General features: G+C 48.2%; 9 protein-coding genes and 3 pseudogenes. 6 read left to right on the top strand and 6 right to left on the bottom strand.

Annotated features, from left to right (window positions below; genetic code table 11):
• Positions 1–63 precede the first annotated feature (63 nt).
• Positions 64–223, bottom strand: a pseudogene (locus HMPREF3119_RS19060) (IS3 family transposase); the annotation flags it as partial.
• Positions 224–286: 63 nt separating this feature from the next.
• Between HMPREF3119_RS19060 and HMPREF3119_RS02625 the strand changes: the two are divergent.
• Positions 287–1,437: pseudogene (locus HMPREF3119_RS02625) on the top strand (IS3 family transposase).
• A 28-nt stretch (positions 1,438–1,465) separates the two neighbouring features.
• Here the strand turns inward: HMPREF3119_RS02625 and HMPREF3119_RS18630 are convergent.
• The 4 genes and pseudogenes from HMPREF3119_RS18630 to HMPREF3119_RS02610 form a co-directional block, all read right to left on the bottom strand.
• Positions 1,466–1,564: pseudogene (locus tag HMPREF3119_RS18630) on the bottom strand (transposase); the annotation flags it as partial.
• A 76-nt stretch (positions 1,565–1,640) separates the two neighbouring features.
• Positions 1,641–1,844 (bottom strand): hypothetical protein, encoded by a 204-nt coding sequence (locus HMPREF3119_RS02620; protein WP_070578313.1) that lies wholly within the window; start codon positions 1,842–1,844, stop codon positions 1,641–1,643.
• Positions 1,845–2,043: 199 nt separating this feature from the next.
• The gene (locus HMPREF3119_RS02615) at positions 2,044–2,352 is read right to left on the bottom strand and encodes a helix-turn-helix domain-containing protein (RefSeq protein ID WP_083297241.1); all 309 of its coding nucleotides are present in this window, start codon (positions 2,350–2,352) and stop codon (positions 2,044–2,046) included.
• Between the two features lie 133 nt (positions 2,353–2,485).
• Positions 2,486–9,829, bottom strand: a complete 7,344-nt coding sequence (locus tag HMPREF3119_RS02610) for an autotransporter outer membrane beta-barrel domain-containing protein (protein WP_070578310.1) — start codon at positions 9,827–9,829, stop codon at positions 2,486–2,488.
• Between the two features lie 1,155 nt (positions 9,830–10,984).
• Here HMPREF3119_RS02610 and HMPREF3119_RS02605 point away from each other — a divergent pair.
• A complete protein-coding gene (locus tag HMPREF3119_RS02605; protein WP_062772003.1) occupies positions 10,985–11,356 on the top strand; it encodes a DnaJ family domain-containing protein in 372 nt (123 codons plus the stop codon).
• A gap of 10 nt (positions 11,357–11,366) precedes the next feature.
• Here the strand turns inward: HMPREF3119_RS02605 and HMPREF3119_RS02600 are convergent, their stop codons facing one another.
• A complete protein-coding gene (locus HMPREF3119_RS02600; RefSeq protein ID WP_036418124.1) occupies positions 11,367–11,822 on the bottom strand; it encodes a regulatory protein RecX in 456 nt (151 codons plus the stop codon).
• A 73-nt stretch (positions 11,823–11,895) separates the two neighbouring features.
• Here HMPREF3119_RS02600 and HMPREF3119_RS02595 point away from each other — a divergent pair, with 73 nt between their 5' ends.
• The 4 genes from HMPREF3119_RS02595 to HMPREF3119_RS02580 all read left to right on the top strand — a co-directional run bounded on the left by HMPREF3119_RS02595 (position 11,896) and on the right by HMPREF3119_RS02580 (position 16,583).
• Complete coding sequence (locus HMPREF3119_RS02595; protein WP_004234871.1) at positions 11,896–12,078, top strand: hypothetical protein; 183 nt, start codon at positions 11,896–11,898, stop codon at positions 12,076–12,078.
• Between the two features lie 697 nt (positions 12,079–12,775).
• Positions 12,776–13,330 carry a fimbrial protein gene (locus HMPREF3119_RS02590; protein ID WP_004241255.1) on the top strand — a complete coding sequence of 185 codons (555 nt, stop codon included), beginning with the start codon at positions 12,776–12,778 and terminating at the stop codon, positions 13,328–13,330.
• A gap of 35 nt (positions 13,331–13,365) precedes the next feature.
• Positions 13,366–14,079, top strand: coding sequence for a fimbrial biogenesis chaperone (locus tag HMPREF3119_RS02585; protein ID WP_004241253.1), 714 nt, complete (start codon positions 13,366–13,368; stop codon positions 14,077–14,079).
• A gap of 11 nt (positions 14,080–14,090) precedes the next feature.
• Positions 14,091–16,583 carry a fimbria/pilus outer membrane usher protein gene (locus HMPREF3119_RS02580; protein WP_070578307.1) on the top strand — a complete coding sequence of 831 codons (2,493 nt, stop codon included), beginning with the start codon at positions 14,091–14,093 and terminating at the stop codon, positions 16,581–16,583.
• The last annotated feature ends 2 nt before the right edge of the window (positions 16,584–16,585 follow it).

Here is a 16,585-nt window from a genome sequence, read left to right as displayed (position 1 = left end):
ATAAATTATCATTATTTGATATACAAGTGGACCAAAGGTGACAAAGGTGTAAGTACACCCGTTTCAGTTCCACACACTTTTTGAGATTTCGTTATTTTCAGCTAATAACCGGTATTCTTCCGGTGTCAGATTATTCAAGGGTTCATGTTGATACATGTGGGCGCTCTCGGTTATATTCCCCCAGGCAGTGTTCCATGATCTCCCGTACTTCATTCAGTGTCTGATCCTACCCGCGAATAGTGGACACGCGACTAAGTGAGTAAACTCTCAACTAGAGGTGACTCGCATGACAAAAACAGCATCAACCAGCAAAACGGCCCGTAAACAGTACACACCCGAACTCCGCGATGACGCCTTGAAACTCGCTGAACGCACCGGTATCGCTGCCGCTGCCTGTGAACTCAGCCTGCATGAATCCCAGCTCTACAACTGGCGCAGTAAGCAACAGCAACGAATGAGTTTCTCTGCCCGCGAGAATAAACTGGTGGCCGAAAATGCGCGCCTCAAGCGACAACTGGCTGAACAGGATGAAGAGCTGGCCATTCTCCAAAAGGCCGCGACATACTTCGCGAAGCGCCTGATATGAAGTATGTCTTCATCGAAAAGCATCAGGCTGAGTTCAGTGTCAAAGCCATATACCGGGTCCTGAGGATTGCCCGCAGCGGCTGGTATGCCTGGTGTAGCCGCCGTTGTCAGATAAGCCCGCGTCAACAGTTCCGGCTCGTTTGTGATGATGCTGTTCGCAACGCATTCGCTGAGGCAAAACAACGCTATGGAGCGCCTCGTCTCGCCAAAGAACTGCCCGAATACAATATCATAACCATCGCAGCCAGTCTGCGCCGTCAAGGATTACGGGCAAAAGCCAGCCGCAAATTCAGACCGGTCAGCTACCGTGAGCACGAACAGCCGGTGACTGAGAATCTACTGAAGCAAAACTTTCACGCCAGCGGCCCAAACCAGAAATGGGTGGGAGATATCACGTACCTGCACACCGGTGAAGGCTGGCTGTATCTGGCGGTGATTATAGACTTGTGGTCGCGGGCTGTTATCGGTTGGTCGATGTCACCGTGAATGACAGCACAGCTTGCCTGCGATGCATTACATATGGCGTTGTAGCGGCGTAAACGGCCGGAGAATGTTATCGTTCACACTGACCGTGGCAGCCAGTACTGTTCAGTGGCTTATTAGGTGTTGCTGAAACGGCATAATCTGCGTGGGAGCATGAGCGCCAAAGGTTGCTGTTACGATAATGCCTGTGCGGAGAGCTTCTTCCACACGCTGAAAGTGGAATGCATCCACGGTGAACGCTTTATCAACTGGGATATGATGCGGACAGCAGTATTTAATTACATCGAATGCGATTACAATCGGTGGCGTCGTCACAGTACCTGTGGCGGCCTCAGCCCGGAACAATTTGAAAACGAAAACCTCGCTTAGGGCTGCGTCCACATTACGTGGGTAGGATCATACCCATCTTTCTGCACACTTCCTCTACCCGGGTACCGGTTTCAGCCTGTTTCAGGGCAAATGCTATCTGTTCTTCGGTATAACGTGTCTTTTTCATGTCAGATGACCTCTTTTTTCAGGAGAAGAAAGGCCGGAAACTCTACTTTATACCGGTACTGAAGAAAGGGAAGAGATCACACCTTGTCCACTTTTGCTCCCCTCCTGAACTCTACAACTCCCTGATACTCAGGCAAAGTGGAAACGTTCACTTTCCTTTGTTTAATGGAGTCAACGTCAGCAGTTTTGGTAAAAGAAATACCAAAAATAAATAACATTACTATCACAAAAGTAATAGTAATTATTTTAGCCACAAAGAAAATGATTGATTTATTTTTCACTTAACATCGCCATCAAATAAACCTGTAGTATTTATTGATTATTATTCTCACTTTCAACAAATACCACATGTTAATTATATTTACAACACAAATGTTAATTAATTAAATTTATTGTGAATAACGCAAAGTTACCGTAATTTAATTATACGCTAATTGCATGGGTGATTTAAATAAAATACATTATTCTTGATGTCAATAATTAATATTGTTTGTTTTCATTAATTTCCGGATCTAATAATAATCGTAATATATCCATAAACTTCCATATACTCATTCCCAATGCTTCCGAAAAAATCTGTAACTGTACCAGAGTCATCTCACTTTCAGCCCGCTCGTAACGTGAAATTTGCTGTTGACTCACTCCTACATAAAAAGCTAATTCCTCACCACTCAATCCTTTTTCTATCCGTAGTTTACGAAGTAAGATCCCGACACACTCCTGCAGTGTCATCCCTGAATTCTCAATATATTTTATCGGATACAATTTTTTAGTTTTCTTCATTTTCATGATAAACCATAAGAGATAGTAAAATTATAAAGGATATAACCAGGTTATTTTTATCATGATTACATCATATTATTTAATATAAGGAAGTATCTTTATCTCACAAAAGATACTTCCTGTTCAGGCCTGATTCAGCTTATTTCCACTGGTATTTCACGCCGATCATCGCACGGTCACCGGAGTAATCATCCGCCCCCATCTGATGAGAAACGTTACCCCAGACTGTCCAGTTTGGTGAAATCTGCCCTTCCACACCGGCCTTGATTTCAAACCGGTTCGCCGGACGATCATCACTGAAGGTGTAGTGTTTATTAAAGGTCATATCACTCTTCGCCGTACTGTGCAGCCAGTTTACCTCAACAAACGGCTGCGCGGATTTATCTGACTGCTTCTGGTTTGCGTAGGTCAGACGGGCACCCAGACGGGTATCCACACTGTTACTGCGCCCGCCCTTCATCACCAGACCGGTGCCGCTGCTGCTGTCATCAGAATCATACGAATTAAAGATAACCTGCGCCTGCGGTGTTAACAGCCACTGTTTATCCGCATCCGGTTTGTACACCGCCATGCTGTAGCCGGTTTCAACAGAAGCACTGACTAAGCGGCTCTTATAATCCGATGAGCTGCCGGCCATGGAGACTTTATTATCAAACCAGGAATACTGTGCCCAGACATCCGCATAAGCATTGTTTTCATCTTCGCGGTTCTGATACCAGGTGCCGTATAAACCGACGCTGTAAGCACGATCAATTTTCGCATCGGCTTTCGTACCGGTCCGTTTGGCGCTGCTGGTGTAATCAGACTTACCGATTGCGCCCATGATACCGCCGCGGATCGTGGTATCCTGTGCATCATTATTCCAGTTGATAATATCGCCGCCCAGCTGGGTGGTGTAGGTATCCCCTTTCAGACGCAGTGAACGGCTGACCGCATCCTGACGCTGACGATCCCCGGTGATACGCAGCCAGACGGAAGAGGCATTTTCATCCCCTTTAAAGCTGTCGGCATAGTGCGGCTCGCCCAGACGATCATGCAGGGTCATGGAGAACATGCCCAGCGCTGCCGTGCGGTTAGCCATGTGTCCGCCGATTTCCGGGTTCACGTTACGGTTCGGATCTTCCTTGTTTTCATCCGGCGGATAGACATTGGTATCGAAAGAGTCGAGATACCAGCTGTCATCTTTATACCCTTTGTGTAACAGGTATTCGTATACCCCGATAGCAACCGGCCCGCCCAGTTTAAAGGCATTTTTATCGGATTTCCCGCCGACATGAACCACTTTAATCGCATCCGGCTGTTTCAGGGTATCCGCCCCCTCGCCACCAACATTATTAATATTCAGTGTGGTCGCGCCGTTTTTCCCGGTGTACACATTACCGTCAACCACCAGCTGGTCAGTCATTGTGTCTTCGTGACCTCTGTTCAGCACGGTATTCAGTGTGATCGAACCACCGTTCGCAGTGAAATTCCCGCCGACATTCAGACGGCTTTCGGTTTCTTTCTGACTCGCAAGCCAGATGCTGCCGCCGTTGTTGACAAAGTTACCGTCAACACGGTAATCCGTTGCCTGTCCGAGATCTTTCTTATCCGGTTCACCGACATAGAACTGACCGGCGTTATTCACGCTGCCTTTCAGTGTGCCCTGACCGGCAAATGTTCCCTGAGTACCGATATTCACCTGACGGCTGTTCATCACCAGCTCGGAATCATAGGTCCCCGCCTGTAATGTGCCGTTCTCAATCTCCGTTGCACCGGTGTACTGCGCCGATTTATCTGTCAGCGTGATACGGCCCGCGCCCTGTTTCACCAGTGTCCCTGTCCCGGTGACACTGTTGGTCAGATCCCACGGCTGTTTGCCGTCATTGTGCGTCAGCACCAGCGTACCGGCGTTTTCAATGGCCGCGCTGCCGATATGCTCTGCCTGTGAGGCACGCAGTGTACTGTCTGCATCCGTGGTGAAACGCCCGCTGAACCCGCTGTTATCCGCTGTCAGCTGAGCATCCGATTTCTGCGCGATTTCGGTGGTGCCGCTGCCGGTCAGCTGATTACGCAGCAGACCCTGCGCGCCTTCCGTACGCAGGGTACCCGCCACGGCGACCAGGCTGTCGCCCAGACCCGCGATATTACGGATAGTGACCTGTGCAGGCTGGTCGATAGTCACTGCGGAATGCATCCCGCTATTCGCCCCGGTGACAGTCAGTGTGTCATTATTCACCACCAGCTGACCCGCCTGAGTACCGCTCAGAGAACCGTTTACCTCACCACCGTTTTTCACCGTCAGTTTGCCGTTACCCAGCGCCACCAGACTGTTTGCCGCAGACGTGAGTTTCCCGGCGGTCTGCTCTGTACCGGCACCGGCGGTGCTGGTCAGTTCAACCGCAGTACCGGACGCCAGATCCAGTAACTGCGTATTCCCTAACACATTATCCGCTTCTGCCCGTAATTTGCCGTGACGGACAAACGTGCTGCCGGTGTAATCATTACTGTTATTAGACAGCGTGACATATTCACTTACAGTATCAATTGCCAGGTCGCCCTGTCCGGTGATTTTCGCCCCGAGGTTAGCCGCCGATCCGGCTTTTCCGGACTGTGCTGCCAGCACCAGTGCATCACTGCCTTTGCCCTGTAAATCCACCTCGGTCAGCTGATAAGCCACATACAGCCCGTCCGCTTTACCGCCGGCGTTTGCTCTGGTCTGTAAACCGTAATCATAAGTGCCTTTAGCCACCACTTTGCCGTCCTGGCGCAGATCCTGCTCTGTCTTCGTATTTGACGGGATCACATTACCGTCTTTATCCGTCAGTTGCAGATTCAGCCCGCCGGTATAATCCGAGGCTTTACCGGCATTGACCAGTTGCACCACGGAATCCCCTTCATCCTGCTCCAGCAACGGCACTTTGTTATCCGCTGACGGCGTTGGCAGATTATCAAAACCGTCCGCTTTCACCCGAACAGTACCTTTCGCGCTGTCCAGCTCCAGAGAGTTCACGCTGATATGACCATCCGCCTTGCTGCTGCCGGTGATATTGTCGTTAAAGGCCAGTGTCCCGCCGCTCATTGCCAGGCGATCAAATGACTGTGTGCCGACGCCTGCGCGGACTGTTGCAACAGATTTATCACCGATATCCAGACGGGATTTTTGCAGTGCGCGGGTGTTGTCACCGGCAATATCAAAGGTGCCGTTTGTCAGACGCAGTGTCCCGGTGAAGTTATTCCCCGCAAAAACAGCACTCTTATTATTAAAATCAAACGCCTGACCCGCCGTTGAGGTGGTAACCAGGCCATTACCCTGTAACTGATGGGCAAAAGTATGTGCTTTATCCTGATTGATAAACAGCTTACCGTCCTGTTTCACCGTGATACCGTCATCTGCCGTCGGTTCATTCAGCGTGATATCGGTGTTACGCAGCTCAAAACGGCCTTCCTCAATATTGAGTTTTTCAAAACCGTCAATTTTACTGCTGTTTTGTAACACATAGTGGCTATCCGTACCTTTCAGTGTCAGCGTATCCTGCCCACCGCCGCCTGCTGTCAGTTTACCGAACAGGGCATCACTTTGTGCTTCAGTAACATTTTGCAGAATCACATTATTCTGACCATTACCGACAATCCCGTTCACCAATTCCGTGCCGCCGTTCAGCGTGATGGTATTATTCCCGTGGCCCGCCATCAGCATGTCAGTCTGAGCAGAGTCCTGCATTTTAATGGTGTTATTACCGTCACCGGCGGACAGCTTTCCGGTTTTCGCATTGCCGTGCATCGTCGCAGTATTGACTCCGTGACCAGTGATAAGCTCACTGGTTTTACCGCTCAGGTCAATCCCGTTGGCCCCATTGCCGAGTATCGATTTTCCGCTGATCGTGCCACTGTTGGTAAAGCGGATATTACTGTCCTGACGTGCATCAACCGCGATACCGTTTTTTGTGTCCGCCGCAGTAATTTCGCCGCTGTTGGTGTTGGTGAAGCTGAACGCATTTTTCAGTGCAGTCAGATCCACCACACTGTGGTCAGATGCTGATGTCAGTGTGCCGCTCTGTGTGATGTTTTTAGTCTCACCAAGGACCACCAGTGCAGATTTCCCTTCTGCTGATTCGATATTGACATTCATTCCGCTGATAACATCACCGGACGTATTGGTCACAATACCGTTGCCGCCCTTACCTTTCACATTGATAGTAGTACCGTTGGCGCCGGAGGTGTTGAGAGCACTTTTCGCCATGTTGTCTTCGGGACCATCAGCTTCCAGTCTCAGACCGGAGGCCTTTTCACCGCTGACGTTAATCGTGCCGCTGCCGGATAATGTAAATGCACCGCTATCATCATCAACATTCAGCAGATGCAGACCACTACCGCTGCCGGTGACTTCAATATTGGCGTTATCCAGTGTCACGTCTGAGCCGGAATGTGCCCGTACCGCATCCGCCAAATTTTCACCGAGGATGGTACCGCTGCCGCCGATGGTCATTGAGGCATCTTTGTTCAGGCGGACAGCCGCGATACCGTCATTGGCGGTGATATTGCCTTTGTTATTCACCACGGAATCTTTGCCGTAAATATCCACACCCACACCATTCACGGTAATACCGGTAGTGTTATTGACGGTCCCGGTTTCCACTCGGATGCCGGTGGCGTTATCCGCTTTGCTGAAATCAATATTACCGTCGTGATTGAGCACACCGCCGTTGATCAGCTTATAGCCGATGGCATTTTTCGCGATATTGTCACCCGTTTCGCCTGATTTCAGGTATGCTTTTGAGGTCAGTGTGGTTTTGTCCGATCCATTTTTGATTGTATTACCGTTAATATCGTAATAGTTGCCGTCAATCACCGCGATGGTTCCGCCTTCGCCGGTAACATTAATGGTGGTCTCCTTATCCAGAACAACCTCACTGTCCGCCCCGGCACCATTGGCCAGATACAGCCCGGTCGCATCTTTCCCGTTGACATTCAGTTGCATATTGCCGGTTTTTACTTCAGTACCGTTATCCGCAATATAGAAACCACGGCTTTTTTCGCCGTTGATATCAAAGGTATAAGTTGTGCCTTTGCTGCTGTCACCCAGGAACTGCGCTTTCTGGTCAACACGGAATAACGTGGAATCGTTATTATCCAGTGTCAGAGCTACATCACTTGCGCCGAAATTGATCCGCGAACTGAAGGTTTCATCTGCCCCTTTACGCCCGGCGATCCAGTAACCGGTCTGGTTAATGGAGTTTTTATCAAAAATAACGTGACCGCTGTTAAGGTCGATTTCACCGCCCACACGGGCAAAGACCCCGACGGTGTTATTGCCTTTCAGCTCAACGGTTCCGCCGTCGATAATCACTTTCGCATCATCCGCGCGTACCCCGGTAGTGCGTGCCGGTTTGGTGCCGCCGGTGGTGGTTCCGTTGTTGGTGGCAATCACCTGCCCGTGGTGAGTAATCGTGCTGTCGCCCAGCGCCAGCAGGCCAATCGAGCCTGCCCCGGAAACATTAATCGTGCCGTTGTTTTCAATAACATCCTTAACACGGTTCGTGCCTGACACCCGCATACCAACAGTATTGGTACCCGCCACATCAATTTCACCGTTGTTAACGACAGTCAGCTGTGAATCCGCATTACGGTTCGGCGTTGATGCCACGTTAATGCCGACCGCATTACTGACACCTTTGTTAATATCGATTTTTCCTTTGTTTTCAATCGCATATTTTTCACCGGCTTTTGCGGTTTCATCCAGCAGTGCAGCCACGGCGTTCGACATAATCCGCATATCCCAGGTATCGTCCTCACGGCCGCCGGACAGGCTGACATCGTCTTTACCCATCAGAATATCGCCGTTATTGATAAATGAAGCGCCCTTGACCTGCACGCCGGTCACGGTTCCTTCATTTTTGCCGATCCCTTTCTGCCCCAGCAGCAGTTTGCCGCCCTTTTCGTTGGTGACCAGAGAACCGCCGGATGCAGTCACACCGGTGTTGGCAATTACATCTTTATCTGTCGGATCATTATTGACGAGGTTGAAGGCTTCAACGGCAATGGTACCAAGGTTGGTATAGTGTGCATTTTCACCGGTAACCTGATCACCGTAGATGCGGGTTTTACCGTCGCCCAGCAGTAACGTACCGCGGTTGGTAAATTCCGCATTATCGATTAACGCATTCTGCCCTTTGTAATTCGGCACAGAGGTTGTGGCATCATGGAATACTTTTGCGCCATCATGCGCAAAAATATGGTACGCACGATAACGACCTGAATTTGATGAAGTTTCACCACGGATATCCGCACCGTCTTTAATATTCAGCACACTGCCGTCACCGGCGGCCTCAAAAATGGAGCGTCTGCCGATATCAGCGGTAATGGCCTTATTCAGGCGGATGTCTTTATCTTCCAGACCTTTCAGGTCGATATTAACGTCAAAATAATCTTTATCCTGAGGACGCGGGACAACCGTCGCTTCAATCAGCGCTTTGTATTCCGCCCCGGGTAATACGTTATGTGTTACTGCGTCAATCAGTAACGCGTTATACGCCGCCAGTCCCTGTGCATTGCCGATGGCAAAAGTGTCACCAAGGGCATACGTTTTTCCTTTCGATGTGAACCCGTTCAGCTCTTTTGGGATAGCGACACTCTCAACCAGTTCATTCTGCGGCTGGAAGGTGTATTTGTATTCACCGGAAGATAAATACATGCCGTAAGCTTCACCGAACGTAACGTGAAGTTTGCTGGTGGTATCAATAGTCGCGGATTTTCCGCTGTCTGCGGCCGCCACAAACAGTGAACTGTCTTTGATGTAATTGATATTCCAGTCAACATTGTCAGCCGCTGTCATATTCAGCGTACCGTCTTTAACTTCTGCCAGTGTCAGATGATAGAACGGGGATAATTCCGGCTGTTTTTCCAGCAGATAGACACCCAACTGCGGATCGATGGTTTTTTTGAAGGCATCGGTGTTGTAGGCCTGCATGACGGCAGTTTCCCCGTCTTCCTTCTTCCAGGTAATCTCTTCCATCGCTGACGGGTTGTCCGGGACCTGCCAGTCCTCGATCGCATTCAGGGATGCATCACCCGGAACTGCCACACCATCACGGTATTCGGTAATCGAAATAACCTTATTTGCATCCGTGTTTTTCGCCCATAATTCCTGCAATGAAAACCAGGTTTCATGATAATCAAGATTATTGGTGAATTTCGTCTTTTCATTATTTAAATTAAGATCTTTAACGCTGCCGTCATTAATAACCCGGGATTGTTCTTTTTCGTTTGAATTATTTACCCACGTTTTAGTTGTGCTGTCATATTGCGCAGGGCGATACTCAGTTTCTAACCACTGGCCCGCAGGGTCAGCTGCTGGTGCAGACACGCTCAGCCCGCAGCCCATCAGCATTGCCAGTGATAACAGCGCCAGTTTTTTTCCTTTCTTTGCACCCTTTGCGAATTCAGATGCGACAACAGAATTCCCTGTCCGTTGATTTTTTACGACTTTGAATATTTTATTCATTGTTTATTTTTCTCAAAATTGAAGGACGTGAATAAGGAAATTCCAGGTGCAGAAAACCCTGACGCATTTAATGCATCACAGAAAAAAATGTGCCGTCACCTGAGCGGCTGACGGTTATCAGCGTAATTGGGTTATTTAATTAATTTATTTAACGTTCACCTGAATTGCCCTGTATCCGGACTCAGAAAATTTTACTTATGGTTGAATCGGCGGCGTATTATAGAGAGGGGATTTCGAATGTCTATAGCGGTTTTAGGAATCATCCTAAGCGAAATTCACTACAAAATGATCATAAAAAGATAAATAACCACAAAATTACAAATTGGACGCGTAATTACTTATAGGTAGTACTGATTATTTTTTTGATTTCCCTCACCCGAATACAGCCACTCACTGACATTTAATGTGTCAATAACTAAAATAATCGAATACTTAATTTATAATAAGATTTATTTTTGGATTTATTAACTAATCATTTTGCAATGTATAATTCATTCAATTTGTTTCCAAACATAACGTAATGCATACTTCCGTTACATTATTACGTGAATTTTTATTCATGAAATATGAATTTAAAAAACTTTAGCTTTTTTTGGATTATTTTTTACAAAAAGCACAAATAGCTCATTTTACGTATTAAACGCGTACAGACTTTAACTCACAAGCAGCTTTCGTGATACAAATCACAGTAAACTGCCGATCAATTAACAAACACAAATAAAACAAAAAAATAACAAAAAAGCGCTGCCAGCGGGAAGGCACCTCCGTTATCATTAAGCTAAATTACTTATTTGAGGTGTTTAAAGTAAGAGCTTTGCCTTATTTAAGCGGTTAAGCACACTATTTTCGTCATATAACCAAAAATAGCAGTGAAAAATAGCAGTGCAGGAGAAACGCAGAAGAGCACTTCCCCACGATCAAATACGCATTTAATACGTATAACGATACAAACAGCAGGTACTACTCAGATCGTACCCAAAACAAATGTCCCTTCACCAGAAAATGCATTTTCATGCATTACAGACCTGAATTTGATTCAGTTATTATGCAGCGGTAAATAGTGCATTTATGCATAAAACAGGTTATTTATACGGCAAAATCAGGCTCTGTTATAATAAGGAAGTGACAACAGGTAACAGGGGAAACGGACGCAGCATGACGATTTTTGACACACTGGCTGAGCGCCATATTCAGGCGGCGCTTGAAAGCGGAGAATTACAGGGACTGGCAGGAGAAGGTAAGCCGCTCACACTGGATGATGACAGCCATGTTCCCCCTGAACTGCGGGTGGGCTACCGGTTGCTGAAAAATGCAGGATATCTTCCCCCGGCATTACTGGCCCGGCAGGAGGCGGTTTCACTGGCGGATTTATTGTCCGCTCTGCCGCCGGACAGCGCAGAATATGAGCAGACAAACAAGCGGTTACGGTTGCTGGCATTACAGATGCAGCAGGCGGGGCTCAATACGGATTTTCTGTATCACCGTTACCATGACGCCATACAACAGGCACTGAATAAAAATAAATAATGCCTGCACGTCAGTACAGTTCATAAATCTGATCAGATGTGAAACCCCGGTACATCAGGTAACGCATCTGTTTTTGCTTCTCTTTATAGTCTGCCGGGCTGCTTTCCCCGAATTTCTTCATTTTTGCCTCACGGGCCTGCTCAAACCAGTCGGTCTCCTGCGCGGAAAAAACCGCATCAATCAATTCACCGTCAAACCCTTTCTGACGTAATTCCTGACGGATCCGCACCGGTCCGTGCAGTTTTCTCACACCGGCCTGAAAAAACAGCGCGATACTGCGGGTATCATCCAGATACTGTGAGTCTGTCAGCCGCGCCATCACCCGTGGCAGAACATGCTCTTCCGTCGGGGAGGTTTCCTGCTTTTCAGCAATTTTCCGTTTCAGTTTGCGGGTCAGTTCCGCGCCGGCATATTCCCGCCGTCCCAGCAGCCATATGGCATAATGATAAAGTTGTTTTTCATCCATCGTGACACCTGCGTGTTATCCGTTAAAATCGTGATAACATACCATATTCACACTATATTCAGAGAGACAGACAATGGCACAACTGACCCAGGAAGAAAAAGTATATGTTGATGACCTCGCGATGCAGCGGGTTGATGATATGAACAGCGATGAATTTCTGGTTCGTCAGCTGGATGACAAAATCCACGGGCTGGCATCTCACCTGAAAGCCTATTTTGAAGAACGTCTGGCTTTCCATAAACAGAACAAAAACTGATCCTGCCCGGGCAGCCGCAACGCTGCCCGCTGCTTTTTTCCCACCTGAAATAATCGCCATATAAATAATTACATTCGTTATCAGTCTATTCCGATAGTTATCCTGCTGCACTTAAAATAAAGTTGAAAATAATTAAAGTTCCCTGTGAATGTGCCGATAATCATTACCGGGAGCATTCTGAGTGCTTGATTTTACGTTGTTAATATCGCTAATGATAATTATTCTTAATTGTTGCAATCAATAATCATAAAGAAAAAATAATATTAAATACTTCATTTTTTAACATATATTAAATGAATATTTAAAAATATTAACAACAATCAATGCATAACATCGCAATAACATAAAAATGCAGTATATAAAACCATAAGTAACTATCTGTATCCGGATATTACAGAGAAAACTCACCTTTTAATTCGTAAATCAGAAAAATACTTCAATTAATCATTTCATGGTTATATACTCTGTTTCGTTTTAGTTATGCCTTCCATTCTGATGTATAAGAATCTTCTTTCCCGTTAACGGTAATAAAAAATTACTGGGGAAATTATTTCTTATTGATGCTACTAACTAAATAAACCTTGCTGATTTGTTTTTTCAGAATCGGCTAAAAATCACTATGACTAAAAATAAATTTACGGAAAGCGTAATTAATTTCGTTTCCGTATTTATTATATATTCCATCCCGGAGAGGATAATGAATAAAAAATTCGCTCTTGCAGCGTCTCTTTCCCTTATTTTTGTTGCTAACTCTGCGTCTGCGGCAACTACCGCATCAGGTGGTTCAATCAATTTCACCGGCTTTATTACTGATGCTACCTGCACCATTAATAACGGTAATGCGAACATGTCGGTATTATTAGATCCAATTACTGTCAATCAGATCACACATTCCGGCGCAATCGAGGAAGGAAAGAAAGCATTTTCTCTCGAGTTATCAGACTGTAACGCCAGTGATAAAGATAAAAAATCACTGCATATTAATTTCGCCTCCACCAACCTTATTGCCAATAACGGTAATTACCTGATCAACCAGGAAACGGATGAGAAAGGTAATCATAAAAATGTCGGTATTGCGTTAACATCACAGAAAAGTGATGAAGTTATTAATTTAAACACGCCATACGATACAAAAATCATTGCTGATAATGGTGTTATGCAGTTCTATGCAAAATATTACAAAGTCGGCAGCGAACCTGCTCAGCCGGGTAAAATCAATACCATGCTGACATATAATCTGTCTTACTTCTGATATTTTCAGGCCTCTTTAATTCAGGGGCCTGATTTTTGAAAATACACATCATGAAAAAAATCATCTTAACATTGTTGTTATTAACAGTGACATTTGTCAGTCCGGCAAACGTTATTATTAATTCCACCCGTGTTATTTATCCGCAGGGAAGTAAAGAGGTTCCGGTACAATTATTTAACACCGGAACACAGCAGGCATTAGTCCAGGCATGGATTGATGACGGCAACCCCGATTCCACACCGGAAACGGCGAATGTCCCGTTTATCCTGACACCGCCGGTGGTTAAAATCGACGGTAAAAATGGTCAGCAACTGCGGGTGAAAATGACCCCGGTACAGCTTCCGGCTGACAGAGAGTCCCTGTTTTATCTGAATTTACTGGATATTCCGCCGCTGCCGGAAAACAGTGCCGATAAAAACATGATGCAGATTGCTATCCGCTCCCGCATCAAACTGTTTTACCGCCCTTCCGGCCTGACGCTGAGCGCGGATAAAGCCCACACCCGTCTGACATTCACCCGTGACGGCCAGCACTATATTCTGAAAAATGATTCTCCGTATCATATTAATATTCTCGGCCTGAAAGAGACCGCGAACAGCCGTGATCTGGCGGAAGAAGGCACGATGATTGCACCTTATTCTCAGTTTACGCTGCCTGCCGCAGCCGGATTACCGGCCGGAAATCACTATTCGCTGACACTGATCGACGATTTCGGTGCCATCAATACCTATCCGCTGTCACTGAACTGAACAGCCGCCTGATGCCGCGCCCTGTCCGCCGTTTTTCCGCCCTTGTTTCACTGTTGCCGGTGCTGCTCAGCACACCGGCAGCCGGGGCCGGGTTTAATACCAACTTCCTTTACGGTGATTCCGCCAAAGCGGATTTGTCCCGCTTTGATCGCGACGATACCCTGCCCGACGGTGAATACACCGTTGAAATCAGTGTGAACGGAGAATGGAAGGGACGATTTCCGCTGCGTCTGCAACAGAGCGGACACACGATTCTGATCCCGCAGGATGATGTACCGAAACTGGGACTTCGTGACAGTACACCGCCGCCGCAGGCGGATGAAGACGGCTATGTCGTGCTGAGCAGTCTGGTGCCGCCGGAGAGTTATACCCTGAACACCGGACAGTTTCAGCTGGCACTGAATGTGCCGCAGGCAATGCTGAATACCGTACTTAAAGGATATGTCGACCCGTCGCGGTGGGATCAGGGCATTAATGCCGCGATGGTCAGTTATAACGCTAACTATTATCACGCCACCAATAAACGTGACGGCAGTGATAACGACAATGCTTATCTGACCCTGAGCAGTGGTCTGAATCTGGCCGGCTGGCAGCTGCGGGATCAATCCTCAGTGACCTACAGCAGCGGACAAAGCACGCAATGGAATAACAACACCCGTTACCTGCAGCGTGGTTTTCCGGCAATCAAATCTGATTTCCGGGCCGGCGACAGCTACACCTCCAACGAACTGTTCGATTCTGTCCGTTTCCGTGGCGCGACCCTGAAAACGGATATGCGCATGTATCCCGATGCCTGGCAGGGCTTTTCCCCGGTCGTGCGCGGCGTGGCACAGACCAACGCACTGGTCAGAATCTATCAGGATTCACAGCTTATCTGGCAGCAGAGCGTGCCGCCCGGCCCGTTTGTGGTCGATTCCCTGCTGCCGACCGGCTCCGGCGGGGATCTGCAGGTGGAAGTGAATGAAGCGGACGGGCAAATTAACCGCTTTATGGTGCCCTTCTCTGCCGTACCGAATATGTTAAAGGAAGGACTCTTTAAATATGAGCTGAATGCCGGTGAAGTCCGTCTGACGGATACCGCTTACCATCCGGATTTTGCGCAGCTTAATCTTCAGTACGGCATTAATAACACGCTGACCGGCTACGGCGGCGTGATTGCGGCGGAAAATTATCAGGCGTTTCTGCTCGGCAGCGGGTTTAACCTGCCGATCGGTGCGTTATCCGTGGATATCACGCACTCCGATGCCCGCTTCGGCCAGGATATGCCGCGTTACCGGGGTGAGAGCTACAAAGTGGCTTACAGCCGTTTTATTCATCAGACCAATACCAATTTTTCACTGGCGGCTTACCGTTATTCCACCAGCGGTTATTTCAGCCTGACGGATGCGGTGCAGTATCAGGAACTGCTTAACCGGCAGGACATTACAGGCGATCTCTCCCCGCAGTCACAGAGTTACCGCCAGCGCAGTACCTTTAATATCAATATCAACCAGCGGATCGGCGCGGATTACGGCTCGGTTTATCTCGCCGGTACACTGCGTGATTACTGGGGCGGCCAGGGCAGCACCCGTGAATACCAGCTCGGTTATGCCAATAACTGGCAGGATATCAATTATACCCTCAGCGCAGGCCGGACCCGTTACAGCAAAGACAGTAACAATCCGGCCGGCAGTAATAATAATGAAGAGACGCGGATTAACCTGACACTCTCCGTTCCGCTGACCTTGTCCGGCCACAAGGTGTATCTGACCGCAAACAGCATGACGGAAGAAGGCCGCTATCAGAGCAGTAATACCGGCCTGAGCGGTACCGCCGGACAGAGCAACGCGCTGAGTTATAACATGAATGCCGCGCATCAGCAGTCCGGCGGTACCACCTTCAGCACCAGTGCTGCTTACCGGGCGGCCCCGGCGACACTGAACGCTTCTTACAGTGAATCCGGCCGTTACCGCCAGCTGGGAGCCGGAGCCACCGGCAGTGTGGTGGCCTGGTCCGGTGGTATTCTCACCGCAAATCAGCCGGGGGAAACCTTTGCTGTGGTGAATGTGCCGGGCACCGCCAATGCCATCGTAAACAATGACCGTAATGTCACCACCAACACGCAGGGTCAGGTGCTGGTGCCGTATCTGTCCGCTTACCGCAAAAACGCGCTGATCCTGGATGCCTCACAGGCACCGGAAGATGCCGCGGAACTGCTGGGCAATGTGCAGGATATCGTGCCTTACGCCGGGGCGGTGACACTCGTCAACTTCAGAACGGATACCCGGCAGGAATTTTATCTGCATGCCGTGCGCCGGGACGGCAGACCGCTGCCGTTCGGTACAGAAGTCACTGACGGAAATAATAACAGCATCGGCTATGTCGGGCAGAACAGCCTCCTTTATATAAGAAGCGAAACGCGGCCGGAACAGATCAATGTCCGCCTGACAGATACGGACAGCGGCTACTGCCGCATCACACTCACGCCGGATCCGCAGAGTGCGCCTCTGCCCTGTGCAGAATAAAG

It is taken from the genome of Morganella sp. HMSC11D09 (assembly GCF_001807955.1).
GTDB lineage: Bacteria > Pseudomonadota > Gammaproteobacteria > Enterobacterales > Enterobacteriaceae > Morganella > Morganella morganii.
Note: the sequence above shows the minus strand (reverse complement) of the source record. Positions and strands in the feature narration are given on the sequence as shown.

What these genes read in the sequence shown, in the direction of transcription:
- HMPREF3119_RS02605 (WP_062772003.1), top strand. Translation starts at nt 10,985, where the DNA reads ATGACGATTTTTGACACACTGGCTGAGCGCCATATTCAGGCGGCGCTT.
- HMPREF3119_RS02595 (WP_004234871.1), top strand. Translation starts at nt 11,896, where the DNA reads ATGGCACAACTGACCCAGGAAGAAAAAGTATATGTTGATGACCTCGCG.
- HMPREF3119_RS02590 (WP_004241255.1), top strand. Translation starts at nt 12,776, where the DNA reads ATGAATAAAAAATTCGCTCTTGCAGCGTCTCTTTCCCTTATTTTTGTT.
- HMPREF3119_RS02610 (WP_070578310.1), bottom strand. Translation starts at nt 9,829, where the DNA reads ATGAATAAAATATTCAAAGTCGTAAAAAATCAACGGACAGGGAATTCT.
- HMPREF3119_RS02615 (WP_083297241.1), bottom strand. Translation starts at nt 2,352, where the DNA reads ATGAAAATGAAGAAAACTAAAAAATTGTATCCGATAAAATATATTGAG.
- HMPREF3119_RS02600 (WP_036418124.1), bottom strand. Translation starts at nt 11,822, where the DNA reads ATGGATGAAAAACAACTTTATCATTATGCCATATGGCTGCTGGGACGG.
- HMPREF3119_RS02580 (WP_070578307.1), top strand. Translation starts at nt 14,091, where the DNA reads ATGCCGCGCCCTGTCCGCCGTTTTTCCGCCCTTGTTTCACTGTTGCCG.